A 21,240-nucleotide genomic window follows, 5' to 3' on the forward strand; every position below is an offset into this window, starting at 1 on the left:
GATTGCGAGTCACACAGAAGGAAAAGTGGAGCTGAGAGAGTAGCAAAAGAGGTTAGCGAGTCACTCAGAAGGAAACCGGAAGTTGAGTGCGTAGCAAAAGTGGTTAGTAAGTCGCTCAAGAGGAAAAGTAGATATGAGCGCGTAGCAAAAGTGATTAGCGAGTCACTCAGAAGGAAAAGAGGATATGAGTGCGTAGCAAAAGTGGTTAGCGAGTCACTCAAAAGAAAAGCCGGAGCTGAGCGCTTAGCAAAAGTAATTAGCGAGTCACTCAAAAGGAAACCGGAAGTTGAGCGCGTAGCAAAAGTGGTTAGCAAGTCACTCAGAAGGAAACCGGAAGTTGAGCGCGTAGCAAAAGTGGTTAGCAAGTCACTCAGAAGGAAAAGAGGAAATGAGCGCGTAGCAAAAGTGGTTAGTAAGTCGCTCAAGAGGAAAAGTAGATATGAGAGAGAAGCAAAAGTAATTAGCGAGTCACTCAGAAAGAAACCGGAAGCTGAGCGCGTAGCAAAGGTGATTAGCAAGTCACTCAGAAGGGAAACCGGAGCTGAGTGCGTAGCAAACGAGGTTAGCGAGTCGCTCAGAAAAAAACCGGAAGCTGAGTGCGCAGCAAACGAGATTAGCAAGTCACTCAAAAGAAAAACCAAACCTGAGTGGACAACGAAATCCAATTAAGCATATTTTCTAGGATGTTTTTGTCCAGTCTATAATAATCGATAATGTACATTTTTGTTCCTCTCACGACTGATTGTACTACGATTCAAAGTCCTCCAAAGAAAAGTAAATAATTACAGGTCCACTAATCACCTTTTGCCCAAATTTTCATACGCTTAAGTGAAAGAGTTGAGTTCAAGTCAATGGGCACGTATACTAAAACGAACATATCCATTAATCAAACGTTTGATTGATGAGGTGGAGGTAATAACGGTATGGCTGAGAAGGTTGATGATTATATTACACAAGGAATTTATGGAAAAAAAGAAACGAAGCCAGATGAACGTAGAAAATTTCTGGGCACATTGAGAGAAAGAACCGTTATCGCTTTGACACAGGCGCAAGTAAGGAAACCGGGTATCATGAAAGAAGTAAAAGAAGCGATGACAAAAAATAAACAAGCACGCGTATATTTAAATGGTCATATTGCTTATCGTGACATATCGAAGTATGCCAAACTAGCGTCTGAACAGCATATGTCATTTACCATTGTCACGAACAAGGACTACAACTCGGACCTTGGTCTTGTTCTCGCATATGATTATGCCATTGATCAAGATGACATTTATGTGCAAGAACAAAGTAAGGTTTATAAAGAAGCGAATCAAACTGAGGCTGGATTTAAACAGTGGATGAAAAAAATATTTAGAAAATAAAGGGAAAGGTCGTGGGATAACGGCCTTTTTCTAATTCAACTTTGTTGAAAAGAATGAAACTTTATTTGAAACCATCCAAACCTCATTATATAATTTTATTAAAAGATATGAGGGAGAGGTTTCTAATCGAGTTAAGGCAAATAGGTAAGAGAGTTAAGCAAGCTAGATTAAACAAGCAAATGACACAACAAGATTTAGCAGAAAAATGTGGGCTAACGAAAAGTCTAATTTCTAAAATAGAGAATGGTCAAACAGCATCTGCTGTGGCAACTTTGTTAAAAATATCTAATCAACTAGATATTCCCTTATCTTGGGTGCTTGAAGAAAATGAAAGCAAAAATTTAGTGCTATCCCCGAGTCAAAGCCGCACGACAAAGGTTGGCAATAAGGAAATGGGCTATCTATATGAAACATTAGCTAATCGATCTCCGTTCAGTAAGATTGATCCAGTTGTTGTGACGGTTTTGGAGGACTCAGCTAAAGAAGGTCCATACACACATTTAGAAGACGAATTTATATACATATTAAAAGGTTCAATTTATCTCTCTTATGATGGAGAAAAATACTTATTACATGAAGGTGATAGTGCGTATTTTGCTGGTACCATTCCACATGTGTTTTTACCAGTAGAAAAAAAGGAAGCAAAAGTATTAACCATTTTTATACAAGCAGATGAAAGATAATAGTAGGGTTTTGGATGATCTTCTCAAGAGATTCCAAAACCCTTTATAATTTTCAGATTTTTTATTTACTTTTACAGAAAGGGGGTGTAATATTTTATTTAATATCATTCAACTTAGTTGAATGATATTAAATAAAAGTACTAAGGAGTGAATGGAATGAATAGTCGTCTATCTGGTTTTCATCGATTTTCGGTTGAGGAGAGACTTCAAATAATATCAGAAGCGTGTCATTTGACAGAGGAAGATAAGGAAATACTTATTGGCAAACAACCCCTTTCTATTAGTACGGCAGATGCCATGATTGAAAATGTGTTAGGTTCAATTTCAATTCCTGTTGGGGTAGCAACGAATTTTAAAATTAATGGTAAGGACACTTTTATACCGATGGCAACTGAAGAGCCTTCCGTAGTCGCTGCCGCAAGTAATGCAGCGAAGGCATCCTATGATAAAGGTGGTTTTTTTGCATCATTAAGTGGATCGGTAATGATTGGTCAGATACAAGTTATAGGTGTTGAAGATCCATATGCTGCAAGATTAAGGGTGTATGATAAGAAATCAGAAATTTTGAAAATATGCAACGAAAAGGATCCAACTCTAGTAGCTATTGGTGGAGGCGCAATAGACATAGAGGTAAAGATTATCCAAACGGTGAATGAGGTTTTACTTGTGGTTCATTTATTAGTAGATACAAAGGATGCAATGGGGGCGAATGCTGTCAATACAATGGCGGAATCAATTGCTCCATTGATAGAGAATATTACTTCAGGAAAAGCGCTTCTTAGAATTATTTCTAACTTGGCTGACAGACGATTAGCTAGAGCTCATGCGGTATTTTCAAAGGATCTACTTGGTGGAGAAGAAGTTGTGCGAAAGATTGTAAACGCTTACGAGTTTGCAGATGCTGATCCTTATCGAGCGGCTACACATAATAAAGGAATTATGAATGGTATATCTGCCGTTGTACTCGCGACTGGGAATGATACAAGGGCAGTTGAGGCCGGCGCCCATGCTTTCGCTGCAGTAACAGGGCAATATCGTTCTCTTACGAAATGGGAAGAAAATCGAGCAGGTGACTTAGTTGGATCTATTGAACTTCCGATGCCTGTTGGCATTATTGGTGGAGCTACAAAGACTCATCCGGTTGCCAAAGTAAATTTAAAAATATTAGATATTCAATCAGCAGAAGAGTTAGCTTGTTGTATTGCATCCGTTGGTTTAGCGCAGAATCTAGCTGCGATGAGAGCTTTAGCAACTGATGGCATTCAAAAAGGTCATATGGCCCTTCATGCAAAAAACTTAGCTGTTATGGCTGGTGCAACAGGGGATGAGATTGGTCGAGTCGTTGCTGAAGCAGTAAAGGAAAAAGATGTAAGGTTTGATCGAATCCTACAATTAACAAAAGAGATACAAGGGAGGATTTAATATGGCTCCTAATTTACATGTGGATAAGGGGAAGCAAAACATAGAACTAGATAAAATAAATGAAGCACCTAAATATCTTGAAATATTAGGTGATACAGTTTTACCTCGTAATATTATTCTAGCAATTATTATAAGTATCATTCTTAGTTTAAGTGGATACCTTTTAGGGGAAAGATTATTTCCTCTGTTTGCCAGCGAAAAGATGGTATCGTCGTATTCTTTATTGCTTGGTATTGGCGGTAGTGTATTATCACTTGCTTTATGTGCCTTTATATTTAAACCTAGTAGAGTGCTGACAGAAGAAGAAACTTCTCTTGAAAGTATGGAAGAGATTTTTAAAGATATGCAGTTAGATCCAAAGGAAGAATATTTATTAATTGAAGAAGATCCTGTTACGAGAAAAGAAATGGAAGCACTTGGCGTTCTCGATAAGTTTAGGACAATTGGGGAGGACGATAAGAAATGAGTATTCTCCTCATATCTATTTGCTTAGCTTTAATTGGTGCTATTCTATTTTCTTTAATTGGGTTAATCTCTGGAACAGATGAAACGGCTATAATGGTGCCATTTACCTTATTAGTTATCTTGTTAGGAGCTCCCCCGGCAGCTGTGTTTGCCTTTTTTATGGCAGCTGTACTTGCCAAACACTTAACTCATGCCGTTCCTACCGCGTTAATGGGTATTCCGGGAGATACAACTGCTGTCCCATTAATTGATCATGCCTCTGCTTTAAGAAGGCTAGGGATGCCTCATATTGCATTAAGGAAAATGGTATCGGGTGGTGTGATTGGTGCTTTTATCGCCTTACCGACAGCCGTCTTATTAGGACAATTCCTTGGACAATTTGCTGACTTTTTCAAATCAGCTTCAGGATTGATTTTTACGTTAGCGGCCATTTTAATTGCTTTTTTCTCAAAAGGAAAATGGGTAAGTGTTTTGATGATTATCCCGTTAGCTTTTTTTATTAAAAGTTTAGATGTATTAAGTTTTAGCATATTAGATAAGCATTTAACCATTAGTTTCTTTTTAGGAATTGCCATTGGTCCAATGTTTACTGATATTTTGTTTGCACTGTCAGGAAATGCACGACAGACCATTCAAAGAGATCGTCCTAAAGAGTATCATTTGGCACCAGATAATAAATCATGGGCAGGATTTTTTCCTAATCCATTTAAAATACTGACAAAAAGGCAAACGATGCAAACGACTGGTACAAGCTTTATTTCTTCTTTGACATTTGTATTTAGCCCTGTAGGAATGACTTCCTTAATGGGGGAAATTGTGGGTTCGAGATCGAAAGGGATTTATAAAAAATCAACGTCCAGTTTAACCACAATGAATGGAGTCACAGAGTCAACCTATATTGCCGAAGCAATCATTCCTTTAATAGCATTTGGTATTCCGTTGAGTCCTGTTGCATTAGGACCAGCATCGCCGTTATTTAATGCACCACCAGTGTTTACAAGTGATCCGGTTAATAATCTCCATAATTACCTAGATCCTTTAGATTTTCTTTTATATGGAGCGATTGGTCTTATCATTGCCACTCTAATTGCTTATCCGTTTTCAATGAATTACGCGAGAAAGGCAACCGTTTTGGTCATGCGCTTTATTAGTCAAGAGGCAATCGTTGCTATGTTTATTGGTTTAGCCTGTTTATTGGCTTTTCACGAAGCAGGATTAGTCGGTATCGTACTCACCTTTACAATGGCTGCAATTGGGGGGCTTTTGAATAAAATCCTCGGAATTGGTTCAGGCGTTCAGTTTATGGTATTTTATGCATCAGCCTGGTTAATTAGTGTTTTATTTGGTTTTTAAGAAAGGATTTTTTTATGAAAATGAAGAAATGGATAGAAAGTCGGGAGAGGGGACCGTATGCATACGGTCTCTTTTTAATGGTGATAAGAAAATGTCTCCGTCAGCAAAAAGTGAGGAGCCAGATTGCGGATATGGCTGAAGGGATGCTGTCAATTAGGCTAAAACGAGTAAATGCCTGCTGATTACATACAAATAAGAGATCCTTTTCAAGCGAATGAGGATGAAATGGATGCTTCCAATTATTTTTCTAATGTAATTCATTCGTTTTTAATATCTAGATAAGTTAAATGTTTTTAAAACCGATGAGAAAACTTTACACTTAGTTGTACATGAAGATAGTACTGAATTGTTAGAAGATAATTTTGTTGTGACCGTACAAGTGGTTTAGAGGAAGCGTTACAACTTTGGTATAGGTTTGCAAAAGTGGTAGAAAGGAAGAAAATGAATGGAAACGAGAATTTTTCATATTCGTAAAGCGACAGTGATGGATGCGGAACAATTATCTCAGTTAAGGTTGATTGTGGACGGTGAGACGGATAACTTTGACAGGGAACGAGGAGAAGATTTTTTAAGTACGGCAGATTTTGAAGAGATGATACGATCTGAGTCAGTTGAAAAGAATAGTATATTTTTAGTAGCAGAAGTCAAAGGTCACCTTGTGGGTTTCCTAAGAGCTAAAGGGGGCAAATTAAAGAGGACTTCACATCGATTGGAGTTTGGTGTTGCTGTGAAAAAACAATATTGGGGACAATCTATAGGAAAAAGTCTTATTCAAGTAATGTTGCAATGGGCAGATCAAAAAGGGATTAGAAAAGTAACGCTGCAAGTATTAGAAACAAATAAAAAGGCGATTGCACTGTATGAACGACTTGGTTTTATCGTAGAAGGAGAATTAAAGGATGATAAAAAAATAGGCGATATCTATTATTCTACGATCTTAATGGGGCGGAGGAATGAGAGTAATGGATAAAAGGACGTTACTTACGGAAAATTTTTTAAAAAAGGTTATTCAAGGAAAGCGAGTGGGTGATTTCTACCCTTTTATACAAGGTGGTGATACCGAGATGGAACAATACATCTCCCATTTGGTAGGAGAGATAGGTGGATTAAAAGGGTTGTTGTATGAAGCAGATTTTGACCATTATGGCAGTGGATTTGCCTCGTATGTTAGTGTGTTTCTCTGGAAAAAGGAAGAGGAAGAAGTATTAGCAAATGGTGAAGTATCTATGAAGGGTTTATGGTTATATATTTCAAGGTTAGCGCCCGTAGTTATTATGGGTAAAGGTGAAATGACGAGACATGGTAGTAGTGGAAGTAGCGACTTTTTAGCAAGTCATACTGTATGTGAATGGCCATCTGAGACATGGAGTAAACAAATTTGGGCAATAAAAAAAATCGTAGAAGCATATCATTATGTTATTTTGACAAAAGCAGATGTAGATCAGTATTTAGATTTTCAGATAGACATCCCAACAATACTCAGTGAACCGCCATACAAAGTCTTTGACGCGCATTTTTATTGGGAAGATTGATTAACTGTTGTGAAATAAAGGTTTACCAAAGATTATGCAATGAAAATCGTAAGACAATCGAGTATGATGAGAGAAGTTTGAGTTTGATCACGGAGGCTATGGGATGATTATTCGGAAAGCTAACTTCTCTTTATTATTGTTTCTCTTTATGATAGGAAATTTCTTATTATTTGCGATCGCCATTCACTCCTCATCTCTTGAGGTCTTTTTTTTCCATTGGGCAGTTCTACTAGCTAGTGTTATGGTTATACTTTTCCTTTCACCAAAATGGTCTTATATAGTTATAAGTGCACTCACTGTGTTATATGGTTTTCTATTATGTTATTTCAGTTATTTACAAACGGTTTTTAATCAGATGCAATTGATTTCTTTATTTATATCTTATGTATTATCTGTTGTCCCTCTCCTTTTTATCAGGCATAGCTTTTTAAGTATGGACATCCGCATGAAAGAATTATTAGCGGAAACGGTTGCTTTAAGAAAATATATGGACTCAGACGGGCTAATGCTTACAAAACAGGAGTTTTATGAACGTAGCAAAATAACATTGCGGGGAATGAATAGAAGGAATGAAACAGGTTTCCTATTAAAGGTATCTGTTTTAAGTAATGGAGTGACGCAAAAAGCTTGGCAAGGCTTAGTACAAAATGTAATAGAAGAAACCATTCGGAGTGATTTCGATTTCTTTATGAGTGAAGGTGCGTCTTTCATTATTTTCTTGCAAAATACGAATGAAGAAGGCGTCATTAAATTTCAAAACAGACTATTAAGTAATTTACGTCTGCAAATGAACATGATTCAGCCACCTATCCACTTTCGCGATTATGCTATAGTCGATTTTGACGAGGTCTATCAGATGTTGCTGGAGGAGAAGTCGAATGTTTAAGGTCGTGTTACTCTTGATTATGGCTTTCTTTTGGTTTTTGCTTTTTTATTATTCGATTTTATTAGTCTCTGGTGTTTTGCATTATAAAAGGGAAAGAGAAAGAAAGCGTAGACCTCTTTTGAAATATCCTTCTGTTGCTATTTTAATCCCTGCTCATAATGAAGGGTTAATTCTTGAGGATACGCTGAATGCTATGATGAAATTAAGGTATCCTGGTCATCTTGATGTATTCTTATTAGACGACCAGTCGATAGATCAAACAGCGGCAGTGGCTAGAAGTTTTGCAGAAAACTTTTCGCGTATTCACTATATTAAGGTCCCGCCTGGCGAACCCAAGGGAAAGTCGAGAGTGCTTAATTATGGATTGAGTATTAGCCAATCTGATTATTTTCTTGTGTACGATGCGGATAATCAGCCAGACTCGGATGCTGTGACAAAGCTAGTAGAAATAGCAGAACAAACAGAGAATGCAGCCGGAGCTGTCGGAGTAGTTCGTACCCTTAATCAAAATAAAAATTTGCTCACGCGGATGATTTCAATAGAGTTTCAAGTATTTCAATTGACAATGCAAAGCGGTAGGTGGAAATTGTTTAACCTTGGCTCTTTACCGGGAACTAATATGCTTTTAAGACGTTCTGTCATTGAAGAGCTAGAGGGGTATGACCCGTATGCACTTGCGGAAGATGCAGAGTTGACGATACGAATTACCCAGAAGGGATACGTATTACCGATTGTTCCATATGCACAAACGTGGGAACAGGAACCAGAGAATCTTCAAACCTTTTTAAAACAAAGAACAAGATGGCTCATTGGTAATCTTTATTTACTAGAGAAGAGCTTCAAGGATATTCATTTTTGGAAAGGTAAAACTTTCTTCCATAGTTTGCAACATCTTTTAACCTATTTTGTATTTATATTTTTCTTAATTACTTCAAATGTTATTTTTGTCGGTAGCTTATTCGGTATTAATTTTCCCGAAATGGCAGCCCCTTTATTGATGATTTGGTTAATGAGCTATGTGGTATACTCCATCCAAATTATAAGCAGTTTAGCAGTAAATCAACAGCTCTCGCTAACAAGCCTATTTGTTGGGGCAATTATGTATTTTACGTATGCCCAACTATTCGTCATCTTACTTATTCGCGCGTTTGCGATTTATCTTTATCATCGTGTGAGAGGCTTAACGATAGGATGGGATAAAACAACACGCTTTAAAGCAGACGAGAAAGATGAAGCAGCATAAAATGGCTTCATCTTTTTTATATGGATGTGGTTCACTTTTATTGTCGAGTTGTGGTAGAGATAAATGCTTGGGGCCTGATAAGAATTACTGGTTGCAAATGAAGACGCAGAGGTGAGTGCGTCCAAGGGGGAATTGTTGGTCACATGTAATGAATCAGAATTATTGAAGAAAATCTTGGTTCTCTGATGGTTCTTCAACCCTATGAACCACTCATCCCTACTTTGCCATTGATCTTACTCTATAGCTAACTAAACTACAAACTACGTAATCCTTCCCCTCTATCTGGAAGTTTTTTGACCCCTTTATCAAAAATCAATTTCTATTATTTGTCCATTAGGCGATCTATTGAACTCGTGGTAAAATAAAGGGTGGTGAAAACGATCAGATCTTCATGTTGCTTTAACGCGTGAAAGTTTGATATGATCAATATAATTGTGTATTTTTATTTGAATTTGGAGGTGTCTATATGTCTAGAATTACAATTGATGAGGTTAAGCATGTGGCGAACCTAGCGAGATTAGCGATTACGGAAGAAGAAGCAGAGCAATTCCAACATCAGCTAGATGCAATTATCTCGTTTGCCGAAGAGTTAAACGAGTTAGATACCGATCATGTGGAACCGACTTCCCATGTGTTGGATATGAACAATGTATTACGTGAAGATGAGGCAACAAAAGGACTGCCGCAAGAGGAAGTTCTGAAGAATGCACCTGATTCACAAGGCGGCTATATTAAAGTGCCGTCAATCATGGATTAGTTGGAGGGGAAACATTTTGAGTTTATTTGATCATAAAGTGTCTGAGCTTCATGAGCTTTTACATAAAAAAGAGATTTCAGCGACTGATTTAGTCGACGCATCTTATAAAAGAATTGCTGAAGTAGATGACAAAGTAAAAGCCTTCTTAACATTAGATGAAGAGCATGCACGTCAAGTAGCAAAAGAAATCGATAGTAAATTGGGAACGGACGAACAAAAAGGTCAGTTATTCGGGATGCCAATCGGTGTCAAAGATAACTTAGTCACAAAAGGTTTAAGAACAACTTGTGCGAGTCAAATATTAGATAATTTTGATCCAATCTATGATGCAACGGTTGTTTCGAAATTAAAAGAAGCAGAAGCCATTACGATCGGTAAATTAAACATGGATGAGTTCGCTATGGGATCTTCAAATGAAAACTCAAGTTACAGAGCGACACGCAATCCATGGAATATCGAAACGGTTCCTGGTGGTTCGTCTGGTGGATCAGCTGCAGCAGTTGCGGCAGGAGAAGTATTATTTTCACTAGGATCAGATACGGGTGGTTCGATTCGTCAGCCAGCATCTTTCTGTGGGGTTGTTGGGCTTAAACCTACATATGGTCGTGTATCTCGCTTTGGTTTAGTGGCGTTTGCTTCATCTCTTGACCAAGTGGGACCAATTACACGTACAGTTGAAGATAATGCGTATCTTTTACAGGCGATATCTGGCGTTGATCCAATGGATTCTACTTCAGCTAATGTGAGTGTACCGAATTTTGCTGAAGGCTTAACCGGTGATGTGAAAGGATTGAAAATCGCTGTTCCGAAAGAATACTTAGGCGAAGGTGTGCAAGAAGATGTCAAACAATCGGTGCTTGCTTCCCTTAAAGTATTAGAAAAATTAGGAGCAACATGGGAAGAGGTTTCCCTTCCGCATTCTAAATATGCACTTGCAGCCTATTATTTACTTTCTTCTTCTGAAGCTTCAGCTAACTTAGCACGATTTGACGGTGTACGTTACGGTTACCGTACTGAAAATCCAGAGAACTTAATTGACCTTTATAAAAAGTCTCGTTCTGAAGGATTTGGTGATGAGGTAAAACGCCGTATTATGCTTGGTACATTTGCCCTGAGCTCAGGTTATTATGATGCGTATTATAAAAAGGCGCAAAAGGTTCGTACACTAATTAAACAAGATTTTGAAAACGTCTTTGAAAAGTATGATGTAATTATCGGACCAACAACGCCAACACCGGCATTCAAAATCGGTGAGAAAACGAAAGACCCATTAACAATGTATGCGAACGATATTTTAACCATTCCTGTGAACCTTGCTGGTGTACCAGGTATTTCTGTACCTTGTGGATTCTCAGAAGGGTTACCATTAGGGTTGCAAATTATCGGTAAGCACTTTGATGAAAGCACGGTTTATCGTGTTGCCCATGCATTTGAGCAAGCAACTGATTTCCATAAACAAAAACCGGAGCTGTAAGGGGGGACAAGGAATAATGGAATTTGAAACAGTCATCGGACTTGAAGTCCACGTTGAATTAAAAACAGATTCAAAAATTTTCTCTGCGAGTCCGAACCATTTCGGTGCAGAGCCAAATACAAACACAACTGTTGTTGACCTTGGTTACCCAGGTGTACTGCCAGTAGTCAACAAAAAAGCAGTTGAATACGGGATGAAGGCATCTATGGCCCTAAACTGTGAGATTGCACCAGTGACGAAATTCGATCGTAAAAACTATTTCTATCCGGACAATCCAAAGGCCTATCAGATTTCTCAATTCGACAAACCGGTTGGAGAACATGGCTGGATTGAGATTGAAGTAGATGGCTATAAGAAAAAAATCGGGATTACGCGTATTCATCTAGAAGAAGATGCGGGTAAACTAACACATGGCAAAGGGTATTCTTTAGTCGATTATAACCGTCAAGGAACACCTTTAATTGAGATTGTCTCTGAGCCGGATATACGCACACCAAATGAAGCCTATGCGTATTTAGAGAAGCTAAAATCAATCGTACAATATACTGGTGTTTCTGATTGTAAGATGGAAGAAGGTTCCTTACGTTGTGATGCCAATATTTCATTACGACCTGTCGGCCAGGAGGAATTTGGTACAAAAACAGAACTGAAAAACTTAAACTCTTTTAACTTTGTTCGTAAAGGATTAGAGTACGAAGAGAAGCGCCAAGCAGAAGTCCTTCGTGAGGGTGGTGTCATTGAACAAGAGACACGTCGTTTTGATGAAGCTACTGGGAAAACATTGTTGATGCGTGTGAAGGAAGGTTCTGACGATTATCGTTACTTCCCAGAGCCGGATTTATTAGATATTGTGATTGATGAAGATTGGAAAGCCCGTATTCGTGCGGAAATTCCTGAACTACCAGATGCACGTAAAACACGTTATATCGATACGTTCGGCTTACCTGCCTATGATGCAGGTGTCCTTACCGTAACAAAGGAAACAGCGGATTTCTTTGAGGCGACTGTTGCAGCGGGAGCAGAGCCGAAACAAGCTTCAAACTGGATCATGGGTGAGGTATCAGCCTATCTTAATGCAGAAGGGCTCGAACTCCATGAAACAAAGCTAACAGCAGAAGGGTTAGCAGGAATGATTGCGTTAATTGAAGATGGAACGATTTCTTCAAAAATTGCTAAAACTGTTTTCAAAGAATTAATTGAGAATGGTGGAGAAGCAAAGAAAATCGTTGAAGATAAAGGATTAGTGCAAATTTCAGATGAATCAGCGCTACTCGCTATCGTTACTGAAATCCTTGATAATAACCCACAATCCATTGATGATTTCAAAAGTGGGAAGAAAAAAGCAGTCGGCTTCCTTGTTGGTCAAATGATGAAAGCAACAAAAGGACAAGCGAATCCACAAATCGTAAATAAATTATTAATGCAGGAAATACAAAAGCGTTAATCAAAAAAATCCGGACAATTGTTCGGATTTTTTCGTTTAGTAATTGCAATGCAATAAAGTTGATTAATTTAATAAAGTCATTACATTTTGTATAAATGGTGCCAGAAACTGAAATGAAAAGAGTAATTTTAACGGATAGAAATTTTGTACAGCTCAATAGCAGGAGTTTGGGAGTCAATAGATGGAATCGCTTGAGATATAAGCAAATAGAGAATCTATACTAAAGAAAGGGTAGCTGCCAAATAAGTAGTGTAATCAAGAGAATCGCGACTGATAAAAGAGTCGCTGTTAAATAAGTAGGGCAACCAAGAGAATCGCGACTGATAAAAGGATTCCGTGCTATATAAGTAGGGAAACCCGGAGAATCGCGACTAAAAAAAGGATTCCTTGCTATATAAGTAGCGTAACCCGGAGAATTGCGAGTTAAAAAAGGATTCCGTGCTATATAAGTAGCGTAATCTGGAGAATCGCGACTAAAAAAAGAATTCCTTGCCATATAAGTAGCGTAACCCGAAGAATCGTGACTAAAAAAAGAATTCCTTGCTAGATAAGTAGGGCAACCAAGAGAATCGCGACTGATAAAAGGCTCCCATGCCATATAAGTAGCACAACCCGAAGAATCGTGACTAAAAAAGGCTCCCACGCCATATAAGTAACACAACCAAGAGAACCGCTACTAATAAAGGCTCTCCTGTCATACAAGCACTGCAAAAAAAAGAAAACACATGCTAACATAAACTGATCTTCAACGATAATCTATCCAAAACGAACAACTCAGTTGTATTTACTACCATTATCAACACCAGAAATTACTATTAATCCCCGTCTCTATACAAATATGAAAATTCCCCTAGCACTTAAGTTTATCATCAGTTGAGAGGATGACGCGCTTTAGCGAAATGTATGCTGCTTCTTCAGATCCCTACTTACAATCATTGCTAATAAAACGGCACTAATGCCTGCCACTAACTTGCCAATAATCATGGCAAATACGACTTCTTTCTGAATACCGGCGACAAAGGCTAAATGACTTCCTAGAACAAAGGCTCCGCTTACAGCAAAAGCAACATTAACGACCTTGCCTCTCGGTTCCATATCTTTTAGCATGATCAACATGGGAATATTATGAGCGAGTGAAGCAATCAACCCAGCTGTTGATTTATCACTTAGTTTTAACCAAGATCCCACCTTACTGAGTGGTTTCCTGAAATATTTCGAAATAAAAGCTACTAAAGGAAAAGCGCCCGCTAAGAAAATAGCAATCGAACCGACTGTTTGAACCCCTTCCTCAATTGGCGTTAAATGGGGGATCAGTGTTAGGTCTGTTAATGTTTCAAATATAATCGCTGTAAGACCAATAATTGCAATGATTTCAATGAATTTACCGAAGATGGCAAATCCTCGAATCATGTTCTCAGGCTTTTTCCATAATCCCCAAGCAATTAGCAAAGAGAATACAATGGTAGGAATCAAGTTTTTGATAATCATAAAAAACGGCAATCCAGCAACTAGGCCTCCAGCTAAACAACCAAAAGGTACAGTAATAAGTCCCACTAGAATACCCCTCGCAAAATAAGGTTGGTCTTCTTTTTCTATGAGTCCTAAGGCAACAGGGATTGTAAATACGATAGTCGGTCCCATCATAGTGCCAAGGAAGACCCAAGCGAAAAGTTCTGAATCCGCACTAATGGACATCTCAGTGGCTAGGGAATAGCCCCCCATATCAATGGCGAGAATAGTATTGGCGAACGCTGCTGGGTCAGCGCCTACGAATTCATAAACGGGAGAAATCACAGGTGTTAAAATGGCTGCTATGACGGGTGCTAAAGAAATAATCCCAATCATAGATAACGCGAGGGAGCCCATCGTCATCATTCCTGCAGTGAATCGCTCACCTAGTCCTAATTTATTCCCGCATATTTTATCAAGTGCACCGACACAAAGGAAAGCGGCAACAATAAAAATAATCAAATCATTTATGCTCATCTTGTTTCTCCATTCGAAATGATGTTTATTAGAAAATTGCAGGGGTTGTAATTGAAATAATGATTGTTTCTTGATTGAGTGGGTTTTCCCACATATGAGGTACGGTTGATGGAAAATGTATGGTTTCTCCTTCGTTTAGATGATATTCCTCATCCTCCACTCTTACAATAAGTGCCCCCTGTAATATATAGAAAAACTCTTCACCTGGGTGCCTTACCAGTTCAACATCTTTTTGTCGAGGTTTTAACTTTACGATGAATGGTTCCAATTTCCGTTCAGGAAAATGACCACTTAGTTTAATAAATGTAGAGTCCGAGCTTTCCATTTTAAATGGTCGTTGGTGCTCTTTTTTCATCACATAATGAAAATCATCATCTTCTTCAAAGAAATGAATCATTTTAACCCCAAAAGCATCAGCAATCCTTTTTAAAGAAGTGATAGCTAATGAAGAGGTACCTCTTTCAATTTGTGATAAAAAACTAACAGATAGCTCCGTTTTCTCACTTAGTTCTTTCAATGTCATGCCTTGCTCGTACCGAAGTTGTTTAATCTTCTTATATATATCATCCATTGAGGTGACATCCTTTCTTTTTTTGCTTTTTTATCTTATCATGTTTTATACAGTAATAGTATAATAATTTTACCTATACTATAAAAGGGGGAATTAAAAATGAGTATTTACCAAAAAAGGTTAAAACAATTACAGTTATATTTAAATGAGCAGAAACTTGATTTTGCTATCGTCACTCAACCTAAAAACATATTCTATTATTCTGGGTTTAATAGTGAACCGTATGAAAGATTCATGGCGGTTGTTATTGATCTACAAAAGAGTGAGGAGTACTTATTTGTGCCAGCATTAGACTATGAAGCAGCTAGCGAGCATTCGTATGTGAAAAACATTATTCCGATTAGTGATGATGAAAATCCATATGAAAAATTAAAATCAGTCATCCAAGTGAATAATCAAATAGTAGGATTGGAAATAAAAGAGATCACACTTTATCAACAAGAACAACTTAAAAACGTTTTTCCGCATTTTAATTATCAAGATATAGGTAGGTTCATAGCAAACCAAAGAATGCTGAAAACGCCAGCTGAACGGACAAAGGTTTTACATGCAGTAACAATTATTGAAAAAGTACTGGCTAATGGATTGAAGAAAATTGAAAAAGGGATGACAGAGCTCGATTTGGTATCAGAGTTTGATTATTTAATGAGAAAGTTCGGTGCCGATGGTCCTTCATTTTCTACAACGGTCCTCTCAGGTGCAAAATCATCTTTACCACATGGGCATCCTGATCAGAACAAGCTCCAAAAAGGTGACTTTCTTTTAATTGATATGGGGGTTGTTGCGGATGGGTATTGTTCCGATATCACACGTACTTTTGTTCTAGGAGAACCAACGACTAAGCAAAAGAATATCTATGAAATTGTAAGGCAGGCTACACTTTCGGGTGTTTCAACAGCTCGTGCAGGTATCCCAATCGGCTCGATTGATAAAGCAGCTCGCCGTGTGATCCAAGAGGCAGGCTATGGACAATATTTTAATAATCGCGTGGGCCATGGATTAGGTATTGATGTTCATGAAGAGCCTTCTATTCATGAAAAGAACGATCGTTTAGTTGAAAAAGGTTTACTTTTCACGGTAGAACCTGGGATTTATATACCGGGATTTGGTGGGGTGAGAATTGAAGAAGACGTCTATATAAACGAAGAAGGAACGGCCGAAATTCTTACATCTTTCCCAACAGCATTGCAAGTAATTGACCGTTTTTAACTTAGTTTAACGATCGTTTTTATCGAAATAATTTGGATTACAACCACTTTACTTATGGTAAAAGGTAGTTTATAGAAATAACTTGCAGATCTTCTATATTAAAATGCCATACATATCTCGTTTGGATATTTTATCCTTTCTTAATCCACGTATAAGAGTACCTCGCTAGTTTATGTTATTATGGTTAAAACGAAGCGGAGGGAAGGTGTGAACCTTTTGCATTGGATGATTCTATTCATCATTGTTTCCGGTTTTATCACAGTTGCTTCTATGAAAAAAAGGATGGAGAATAAACTCGCGAGGCTAGTGGCTCAAGGTGAAAATGGGGCGTACAAAAGAAATAGAGATATGCAAGCAATTATATACTGGATTTTAGGTACAGTAGCCTGGGGTGTCGTAAGTATCTTTCTTATTATATGGTCATTTAATGATTTCTTCGAATAACAGATTGGTTTGTAAAATAAAACACTTTGATTGTTGAGGAGTTTATATTTTATAGAATCAATCTTTTTTTTGTTAATTTTTCCTACACAAACTACTTCCTTTAAGAGATTGTTAAACAATTGCAACAAATTTCGACAAAAGTCTTCCCGTTCCTGTGGTATATTGGCTAATGGTGATAGTATTTAGAAAATTAAATAAAAGAACACTTATAGTTTAGCATCTTGGAGGGGATAAAAATTGCATTACGATACAATTATTATCGGCGCAGGTTCGATGGGGATGGCTGCAGGTTATTATTTAGCGAAAGAGGGCAAAAAGGTTTTGCTTATCGATGCAAATAGGCCACCTCATCAGAAAGGAAGTCATCATGGTGAGACGAGAATCATTAGATATGCTTATGGTGAAGGACATGCTTATGTGCCACTCTTGTTAAAGGCTAAACAACTATGGGAAGAAGTAGAGGAAGAATCCGAAATGGAGTTGTTTTTACAAACAGGTGTTTTAAATATTGGTAGCGAGACTTCTCTTTTTATGAAGGAGGTCAAAACAAGTGCGGAAAAATATCAATTACCACTTGATGTTTACACACATGAAACGGTCAATACTAAATGGAGTGCATTACATTTAGATGATGGAATGGTTGCTTATCATGAGCCGACATCTGGGGTTTTGAAGTGTGAAGATTGTATTGAGGCTTACCGGAGACTTTCTTTGTCCTATGGTGCTAAAATCGTGAATGATAGCGTAATTACTGACTTATCTATTATAGAAGGAATTGTTAATATTGCTACACAGGATGGTCATTATTCAGGAGACTCGTTAATTGTATCAGCAGGAGCTGGCACAAATTCCATCCTTAGTTATCTGGACTTGCAGCTTCCGTTAAATCCGATTCGGAAAACTTTCGCTTGGTATGAAGCACAAGAGGATGTTTATGAGGCGAAACAGTTTCCAGCCTTTACATTTGAATCGCCATTAGGTCATTATTATGGCTTTCCTAGTATAGATGGTTCAGGATTGAAACTAGGAAGGCATGATGGAGATGTTCAGAGAATAGAGAGTAAACAAGAAGTGCAGCCTTTTAATGAGGATGATGAGAGAGAGCTTACAACATTTCTAGGGAGATATTTCACTGAAAAAACAAATTTACAATTTGGTAAAACCTGTATGTACACAATGACACCAGATGAGCATTTTATTATTGATCAACATCCTCAATATGAGAATGTTGCAATTGCAGCGGGATTTTCCGGTCATGGATTTAAATTTAGTAGTGTAGTTGGTCATGTTTTAAGCGAACTAATCCAAGGAAAAACTTCGTCAGTGGATATTTCCCCTTTCACAATTGAGAGATTTGCTGAATTGAAGCGATAATAATGAGGGAAATGTCGTTAATCAGATACTTTCCTGGGAAATAAGAGGATTTATGTCGGAGAGGGATAGAAGAAGGTTCAAGTTTCGACACCAGGTCATAGAGGAGGTGTAAGAGCATGCAAAAAATTGGTGTTCTTTCGTCATTACTACGTTATCCTGTCAAGTCATTTGGTGGTGAAAATGTTGAGTCCACTAGGGTCTTACCATACGGTGTGTATGGCGACCGAAGCCACGTCATTATAGATAGGAGTAGACAAGGAAAATACCTTACGATCACTCAATATCAAGAAATGGCAGCATATCAAGCCACTTTTGTCAGTGAGGAAAATGAAGATACATACCCGGAGTTACAAATACATACAGCAAATGGAGAGAGGTACGGGTGGAATGATGAGAGGTGGAGGCAAGATCTTCGTCTGAAAAGTGGAAGGGATTTATCTTTTCATTCTTTTACGCCATCCTATGTACCCATTGGGGCTATTGAAGAAGCTCCCCTTTTGTTAGTAACCCATTCATCACTACAATATTTAAGTAAGCAACTTGGAAAAAGTGAAATCGATCCGAAGCGTTTCCGTCCCAACTTTATTATCCAGACTGATTACGATAGGCCATTTTCGGAACATGATTGGATCTCCAACCAAATGAAAATAGGAGAAGAAGTGGTGATAGAGATAACTAAGGCTTGCGAACGTTGTATGATTATTACTGTTGATCCGAAAAATGGAAAAAGGACACCTACCATACATAAAGAGATTATTAGAACCAATCATAATCATTTTGGTGTTTATGCAAAAGTGATTCAAACGGGGAACGTAAAGCTTGGTGATGAGATTTGGCTATAAATGACTGATGAGGGGTGATACAGTGCAATCGCAAAAACAAGCGATGATCCGCCATCATGAACAGTTTATTCAATTTATAGAATCAATCCCAACAAGCCATTGGCGGAAAGAAATAAATGAAGGAAAATGGTCGGTCGCTGAAGTGGTAGGTCATTTTATACCGTGGGATGAATTTATTTTAGAAAAGCGTCTACCATTTGTTTTATTACACCTTCCTCTACCAAAAGCTCCTTCTGCAGAAGAAATGAATCCAACAGCCGCGGAAGCAGCAAGAAATCAATCGCAGGAGACAATCATTGCAGAATTGCTTGTAAAAAGAAAACTAATAATAGAAAGAATCTCTAAAATTCCAGATTCGTATTGGCAAAAACCATTAATCATTGGCAATAAGAAAATAAGCCTATATGATTATCTCATCGGGCTTGCTGCACATGACGAACATCATATGAAGCAAATTAGTGCCATACTTTAATCGTTCAATGGTATGATATGATTGGATAAAAACGTAAGAGGGATGTGCAAAGGAAATGGAATTAAGAGAATGGTTTGAAAAGGGTTTAACGAAAGAGCAATATCTAAATCATATGCAAGTAAACAAAGAAGGTATGCTTACCATTTATGAGGGTTTTTCACTTAGTGAAGAAGAAAAGGAAGCATTACAAGAGGTCAAGCAAAAAAATCTGCACGCCATTGTCCTTACTGAGGATTGGTGTGGCGATGCGATGATTAATAATCCTGTTCTATTAAAAATTGCTGAGGAAATCGGTATGGAAGTACGGTTTGTTCTAAGAGATAGTAATTTAGAATTAATGGATCAATACTTAACAAACGGAACAGCACGAGCAATTCCTATTTTTGTATTTATTGATGAAGCAGGTGCAGAACAAGCTGTATGGGGCCCACGTGCACCAAGATTGCAAGATTATGTGATGGAGAGAAGAACCTCCCTACCTGCTAAGGAAGATCGAAGCTTTGAACAGGCTCAAAAAGAGCTTTATAAAAGCATTGGAGAAACCTATCAATCTGATCCAAGTTTATGGCATAGTGTGGCTGAGAGCATTATTGCAAAATTAAAATAAGAGGTGAGGGGAAATGAGTTGGAACCAAAATAGAATAACAGATATGTTAAAGGCGAAATACCCAATATTCCAAGCACCAATGGCAGGAGGAGCGACGACTGTTGATTTAATTAGTAGAACCTCTATGTATGGTGGTGTCGGAAATATCGGAGCGGGTTATATGAGCCCAATGGATATGGAAACGATGATTCATGATATTCGTCAAAAAACCAATCACCCTTTTGGCATCAACTTATTTATACCTGGGAATGATATCGCTTTCACAAAAGAAGAAGAAGAAAGGGCGATTGAATCACTAGAAGTATTTCGTAACGAACTTCAAATTGATGCACCGCTTCAATTACCAAGAAAAGATCACCGCTTATTTTATGAACAGCAATTAGAAGTTGTGATGAAATCTTTTGTTCCGATATGTAGTTTCACATTTGGTATTCCAGAAGAAGCAGTGATAAAAGAATTACAAAAAGAAGGAACAAGAGTAATCGGTACAGCGACATCAGTAGAAGAAGCTGTTCTCTGGGAAGAGAGAGGTTGCGACCTTCTTGTTGTACAAGGGAAAGAAGCAGGCGGTCATCGTGGTACTTTTATCGGTGATGCACTTGATTCCCTTATTCCGTTAGTTGACCTTATTCCAGCAGTTACGGATGAAATCAGTATTCCAGTCATTGCGGCGGGTGGCATAATGGACGCTTCGGATGCAGAAGTTGCCTTTCGCTTAGGAGCTGAGGGTGTTCAATTAGGTACTGCTTTTTTAGCAACAGAAGAAAGTGGTATTCATCCCGCTTATAAGAAAATGCTTGTCTCTTCTAATAAGAAAACAAGCTTGACAGAAGCCTTTTCGGGTAAATGGGCAAGAGGGATTCACAACCGTTTTATGGAGCAAATGAAAAACCAAACTAGCTTACCTTATCCACTTCAAAATGACTTAACACAAGCGATAAGATTAGTGGCAGCGAAACAAAATCAGACTGACTTCATGTCACTTTGGGCAGGAGAAAGTTATCAAAAGGCTACTCTTCAATCTGTAAAAGTACTCATGGATAATCTTGTTGCAGGGTTGGATCAGCAATTGGATGATGAATAAAGATTAAATTACTCACGCGTGGGAGATG

22 protein-coding genes are annotated in these 21,240 nt (G+C 38.0%); 20 read left to right on the forward strand and 2 right to left on the reverse strand.

Translation table 11 applies throughout. The features are described from left to right. Positions 1-99 precede the first annotated feature (99 nt). The 13 genes from MKX78_RS03030 (at position 100) to gatB (ending at position 12,623) form a co-directional block, all read left to right on the forward strand. Positions 100-669 (forward strand): hypothetical protein, encoded by a 570-nt coding sequence (locus MKX78_RS03030; RefSeq protein ID WP_341049712.1) that lies wholly within the window; start codon positions 100-102, stop codon positions 667-669. A 254-nt stretch (positions 670-923) separates the two neighbouring features. Then, positions 924-1,364, forward strand: a complete 441-nt coding sequence (locus MKX78_RS03035) for a YueI family protein (RefSeq protein WP_095370695.1) — start codon at positions 924-926, stop codon at positions 1,362-1,364. Positions 1,365-1,429: 65 nt separating this feature from the next. Further along, entirely contained in the window at positions 1,430-2,047 is a 618-nt protein-coding gene (locus tag MKX78_RS03040) for a helix-turn-helix domain-containing protein (protein WP_233435316.1), read from the forward strand. Between the two features lie 156 nt (positions 2,048-2,203). Beyond that, positions 2,204-3,469: a hydroxymethylglutaryl-CoA reductase, degradative gene (locus MKX78_RS03045; protein WP_095370694.1), complete on the forward strand. Its 1,266-nt coding sequence runs from the start codon at positions 2,204-2,206 to the stop codon at positions 3,467-3,469. 1 nt (position 3,470) lies between these two features. After that, positions 3,471-3,935, forward strand: a complete 465-nt coding sequence (locus MKX78_RS03050) for a hypothetical protein (protein ID WP_340977725.1) — start codon at positions 3,471-3,473, stop codon at positions 3,933-3,935. Continuing rightward, on the forward strand, positions 3,932-5,287 hold the full coding sequence (locus MKX78_RS03055) for a tripartite tricarboxylate transporter permease (RefSeq protein ID WP_095370693.1): 1,356 nt from the start codon (positions 3,932-3,934) through the stop codon (positions 5,285-5,287). Before MKX78_RS03050 ends, MKX78_RS03055 begins: the two co-directional genes overlap by 4 nt. Positions 5,288-5,732: 445 nt before the next feature. Next, entirely contained in the window at positions 5,733-6,257 is a 525-nt protein-coding gene (locus MKX78_RS03060) for a GNAT family N-acetyltransferase (protein WP_341049714.1), read from the forward strand. Continuing rightward, positions 6,250-6,819, forward strand: coding sequence for a hypothetical protein (locus MKX78_RS03065; RefSeq protein WP_095370691.1), 570 nt, complete (start codon positions 6,250-6,252; stop codon positions 6,817-6,819). The genes MKX78_RS03060 and MKX78_RS03065 overlap by 8 nt, the downstream gene beginning before the upstream one ends. A gap of 103 nt (positions 6,820-6,922) precedes the next feature. Then, positions 6,923-7,705 (forward strand): hypothetical protein, encoded by a 783-nt coding sequence (locus MKX78_RS03070; protein ID WP_341049716.1) that lies wholly within the window; start codon positions 6,923-6,925, stop codon positions 7,703-7,705. Continuing rightward, positions 7,698-8,948, forward strand: a complete 1,251-nt coding sequence (locus tag MKX78_RS03075; protein ID WP_341049718.1) for a glycosyltransferase family 2 protein — start codon at positions 7,698-7,700, stop codon at positions 8,946-8,948. Before MKX78_RS03070 ends, MKX78_RS03075 begins: the two co-directional genes overlap by 8 nt. Positions 8,949-9,414: 466 nt before the next feature. Continuing rightward, complete coding sequence (gene gatC, locus MKX78_RS03080) at positions 9,415-9,705, forward strand: Asp-tRNA(Asn)/Glu-tRNA(Gln) amidotransferase subunit GatC (protein WP_095370688.1); 291 nt, start codon at positions 9,415-9,417, stop codon at positions 9,703-9,705. A 16-nt stretch (positions 9,706-9,721) separates the two neighbouring features. Next, on the forward strand, positions 9,722-11,179 hold the full coding sequence (gatA, locus tag MKX78_RS03085; protein ID WP_307315283.1) for an Asp-tRNA(Asn)/Glu-tRNA(Gln) amidotransferase subunit GatA: 1,458 nt from the start codon (positions 9,722-9,724) through the stop codon (positions 11,177-11,179). 16 nt (positions 11,180-11,195) lie between these two features. Beyond that, positions 11,196-12,623, forward strand: coding sequence for an Asp-tRNA(Asn)/Glu-tRNA(Gln) amidotransferase subunit GatB (gatB, locus tag MKX78_RS03090; protein WP_307315281.1), 1,428 nt, complete (start codon positions 11,196-11,198; stop codon positions 12,621-12,623). Positions 12,624-13,514: 891 nt separating this feature from the next. Here the strand turns inward: gatB and eutH are convergent. Together eutH and MKX78_RS03100 are read right to left on the reverse strand one after the other, a co-directional pair. Then, positions 13,515-14,609: an ethanolamine utilization protein EutH gene (eutH, locus tag MKX78_RS03095; protein WP_307315278.1), complete on the reverse strand. Its 1,095-nt coding sequence runs from the start codon at positions 14,607-14,609 to the stop codon at positions 13,515-13,517. A gap of 28 nt (positions 14,610-14,637) precedes the next feature. Then, positions 14,638-15,180 carry a cupin domain-containing protein gene (locus MKX78_RS03100; RefSeq protein WP_095370683.1) on the reverse strand — a complete coding sequence of 181 codons (543 nt, stop codon included), beginning with the start codon at positions 15,178-15,180 and terminating at the stop codon, positions 14,638-14,640. A 99-nt stretch (positions 15,181-15,279) separates the two neighbouring features. Between MKX78_RS03100 and MKX78_RS03105 the strand changes: the two genes are divergently transcribed. The 7 genes from MKX78_RS03105 (at position 15,280) to MKX78_RS03135 (ending at position 21,212) form a co-directional block, all read left to right on the forward strand. Next, positions 15,280-16,389, forward strand: coding sequence for a M24 family metallopeptidase (locus tag MKX78_RS03105; protein ID WP_307315272.1), 1,110 nt, complete (start codon positions 15,280-15,282; stop codon positions 16,387-16,389). 207 nt (positions 16,390-16,596) lie between these two features. Further along, a complete protein-coding gene (locus tag MKX78_RS03110) occupies positions 16,597-16,833 on the forward strand; it encodes a hypothetical protein (protein WP_095370681.1) in 237 nt (78 codons plus the stop codon). Between the two features lie 237 nt (positions 16,834-17,070). Next, positions 17,071-18,207, forward strand: coding sequence for an N-methyl-L-tryptophan oxidase (gene solA / locus MKX78_RS03115; RefSeq protein WP_307315266.1), 1,137 nt, complete (start codon positions 17,071-17,073; stop codon positions 18,205-18,207). A gap of 116 nt (positions 18,208-18,323) precedes the next feature. Beyond that, complete coding sequence (locus tag MKX78_RS03120; protein ID WP_307315263.1) at positions 18,324-19,049, forward strand: MOSC domain-containing protein; 726 nt, start codon at positions 18,324-18,326, stop codon at positions 19,047-19,049. A 22-nt stretch (positions 19,050-19,071) separates the two neighbouring features. After that, on the forward strand, positions 19,072-19,521 hold the full coding sequence (locus MKX78_RS03125) for a DinB family protein (protein WP_307315260.1): 450 nt from the start codon (positions 19,072-19,074) through the stop codon (positions 19,519-19,521). 55 nt (positions 19,522-19,576) lie between these two features. Next, on the forward strand, positions 19,577-20,128 hold the full coding sequence (locus tag MKX78_RS03130; RefSeq protein ID WP_341049729.1) for a thioredoxin family protein: 552 nt from the start codon (positions 19,577-19,579) through the stop codon (positions 20,126-20,128). A 13-nt stretch (positions 20,129-20,141) separates the two neighbouring features. Further along, a complete protein-coding gene (locus MKX78_RS03135; protein WP_095370676.1) occupies positions 20,142-21,212 on the forward strand; it encodes an NAD(P)H-dependent flavin oxidoreductase in 1,071 nt (356 codons plus the stop codon). The last annotated feature ends 28 nt before the right edge of the window (positions 21,213-21,240 follow it).

The organism is Cytobacillus sp. FSL R5-0569 (genome assembly GCF_038007265.1).
Lineage (GTDB): Bacteria > Bacillota > Bacilli > Bacillales > Cytobacillaceae > Cytobacillus > Cytobacillus kochii.

Coding starts and splice junctions, on each gene's coding strand:
- MKX78_RS03120 (WP_307315263.1), top strand. CDS start 18,324: ATGCAAAAAATTGGTGTTCTTTCGTCATTACTACGTTATCCTGTCAAG.
- eutH (WP_307315278.1), bottom strand. CDS start 14,609: ATGAGCATAAATGATTTGATTATTTTTATTGTTGCCGCTTTCCTTTGT.
- MKX78_RS03135 (WP_095370676.1), top strand. CDS start 20,142: ATGAGTTGGAACCAAAATAGAATAACAGATATGTTAAAGGCGAAATAC.
- MKX78_RS03035 (WP_095370695.1), top strand. CDS start 924: ATGGCTGAGAAGGTTGATGATTATATTACACAAGGAATTTATGGAAAA.
- MKX78_RS03130 (WP_341049729.1), top strand. CDS start 19,577: ATGGAATTAAGAGAATGGTTTGAAAAGGGTTTAACGAAAGAGCAATAT.
- MKX78_RS03045 (WP_095370694.1), top strand. CDS start 2,204: ATGAATAGTCGTCTATCTGGTTTTCATCGATTTTCGGTTGAGGAGAGA.
- MKX78_RS03055 (WP_095370693.1), top strand. CDS start 3,932: ATGAGTATTCTCCTCATATCTATTTGCTTAGCTTTAATTGGTGCTATT.
- gatB (WP_307315281.1), top strand. CDS start 11,196: ATGGAATTTGAAACAGTCATCGGACTTGAAGTCCACGTTGAATTAAAA.
- MKX78_RS03065 (WP_095370691.1), top strand. CDS start 6,250: ATGGATAAAAGGACGTTACTTACGGAAAATTTTTTAAAAAAGGTTATT.
- MKX78_RS03075 (WP_341049718.1), top strand. CDS start 7,698: ATGTTTAAGGTCGTGTTACTCTTGATTATGGCTTTCTTTTGGTTTTTG.
- MKX78_RS03060 (WP_341049714.1), top strand. CDS start 5,733: ATGGAAACGAGAATTTTTCATATTCGTAAAGCGACAGTGATGGATGCG.
- MKX78_RS03050 (WP_340977725.1), top strand. CDS start 3,471: ATGGCTCCTAATTTACATGTGGATAAGGGGAAGCAAAACATAGAACTA.
- MKX78_RS03070 (WP_341049716.1), top strand. CDS start 6,923: ATGATTATTCGGAAAGCTAACTTCTCTTTATTATTGTTTCTCTTTATG.
- MKX78_RS03105 (WP_307315272.1), top strand. CDS start 15,280: ATGAGTATTTACCAAAAAAGGTTAAAACAATTACAGTTATATTTAAAT.
- MKX78_RS03100 (WP_095370683.1), bottom strand. CDS start 15,180: ATGGATGATATATATAAGAAGATTAAACAACTTCGGTACGAGCAAGGC.
- gatC (WP_095370688.1), top strand. CDS start 9,415: ATGTCTAGAATTACAATTGATGAGGTTAAGCATGTGGCGAACCTAGCG.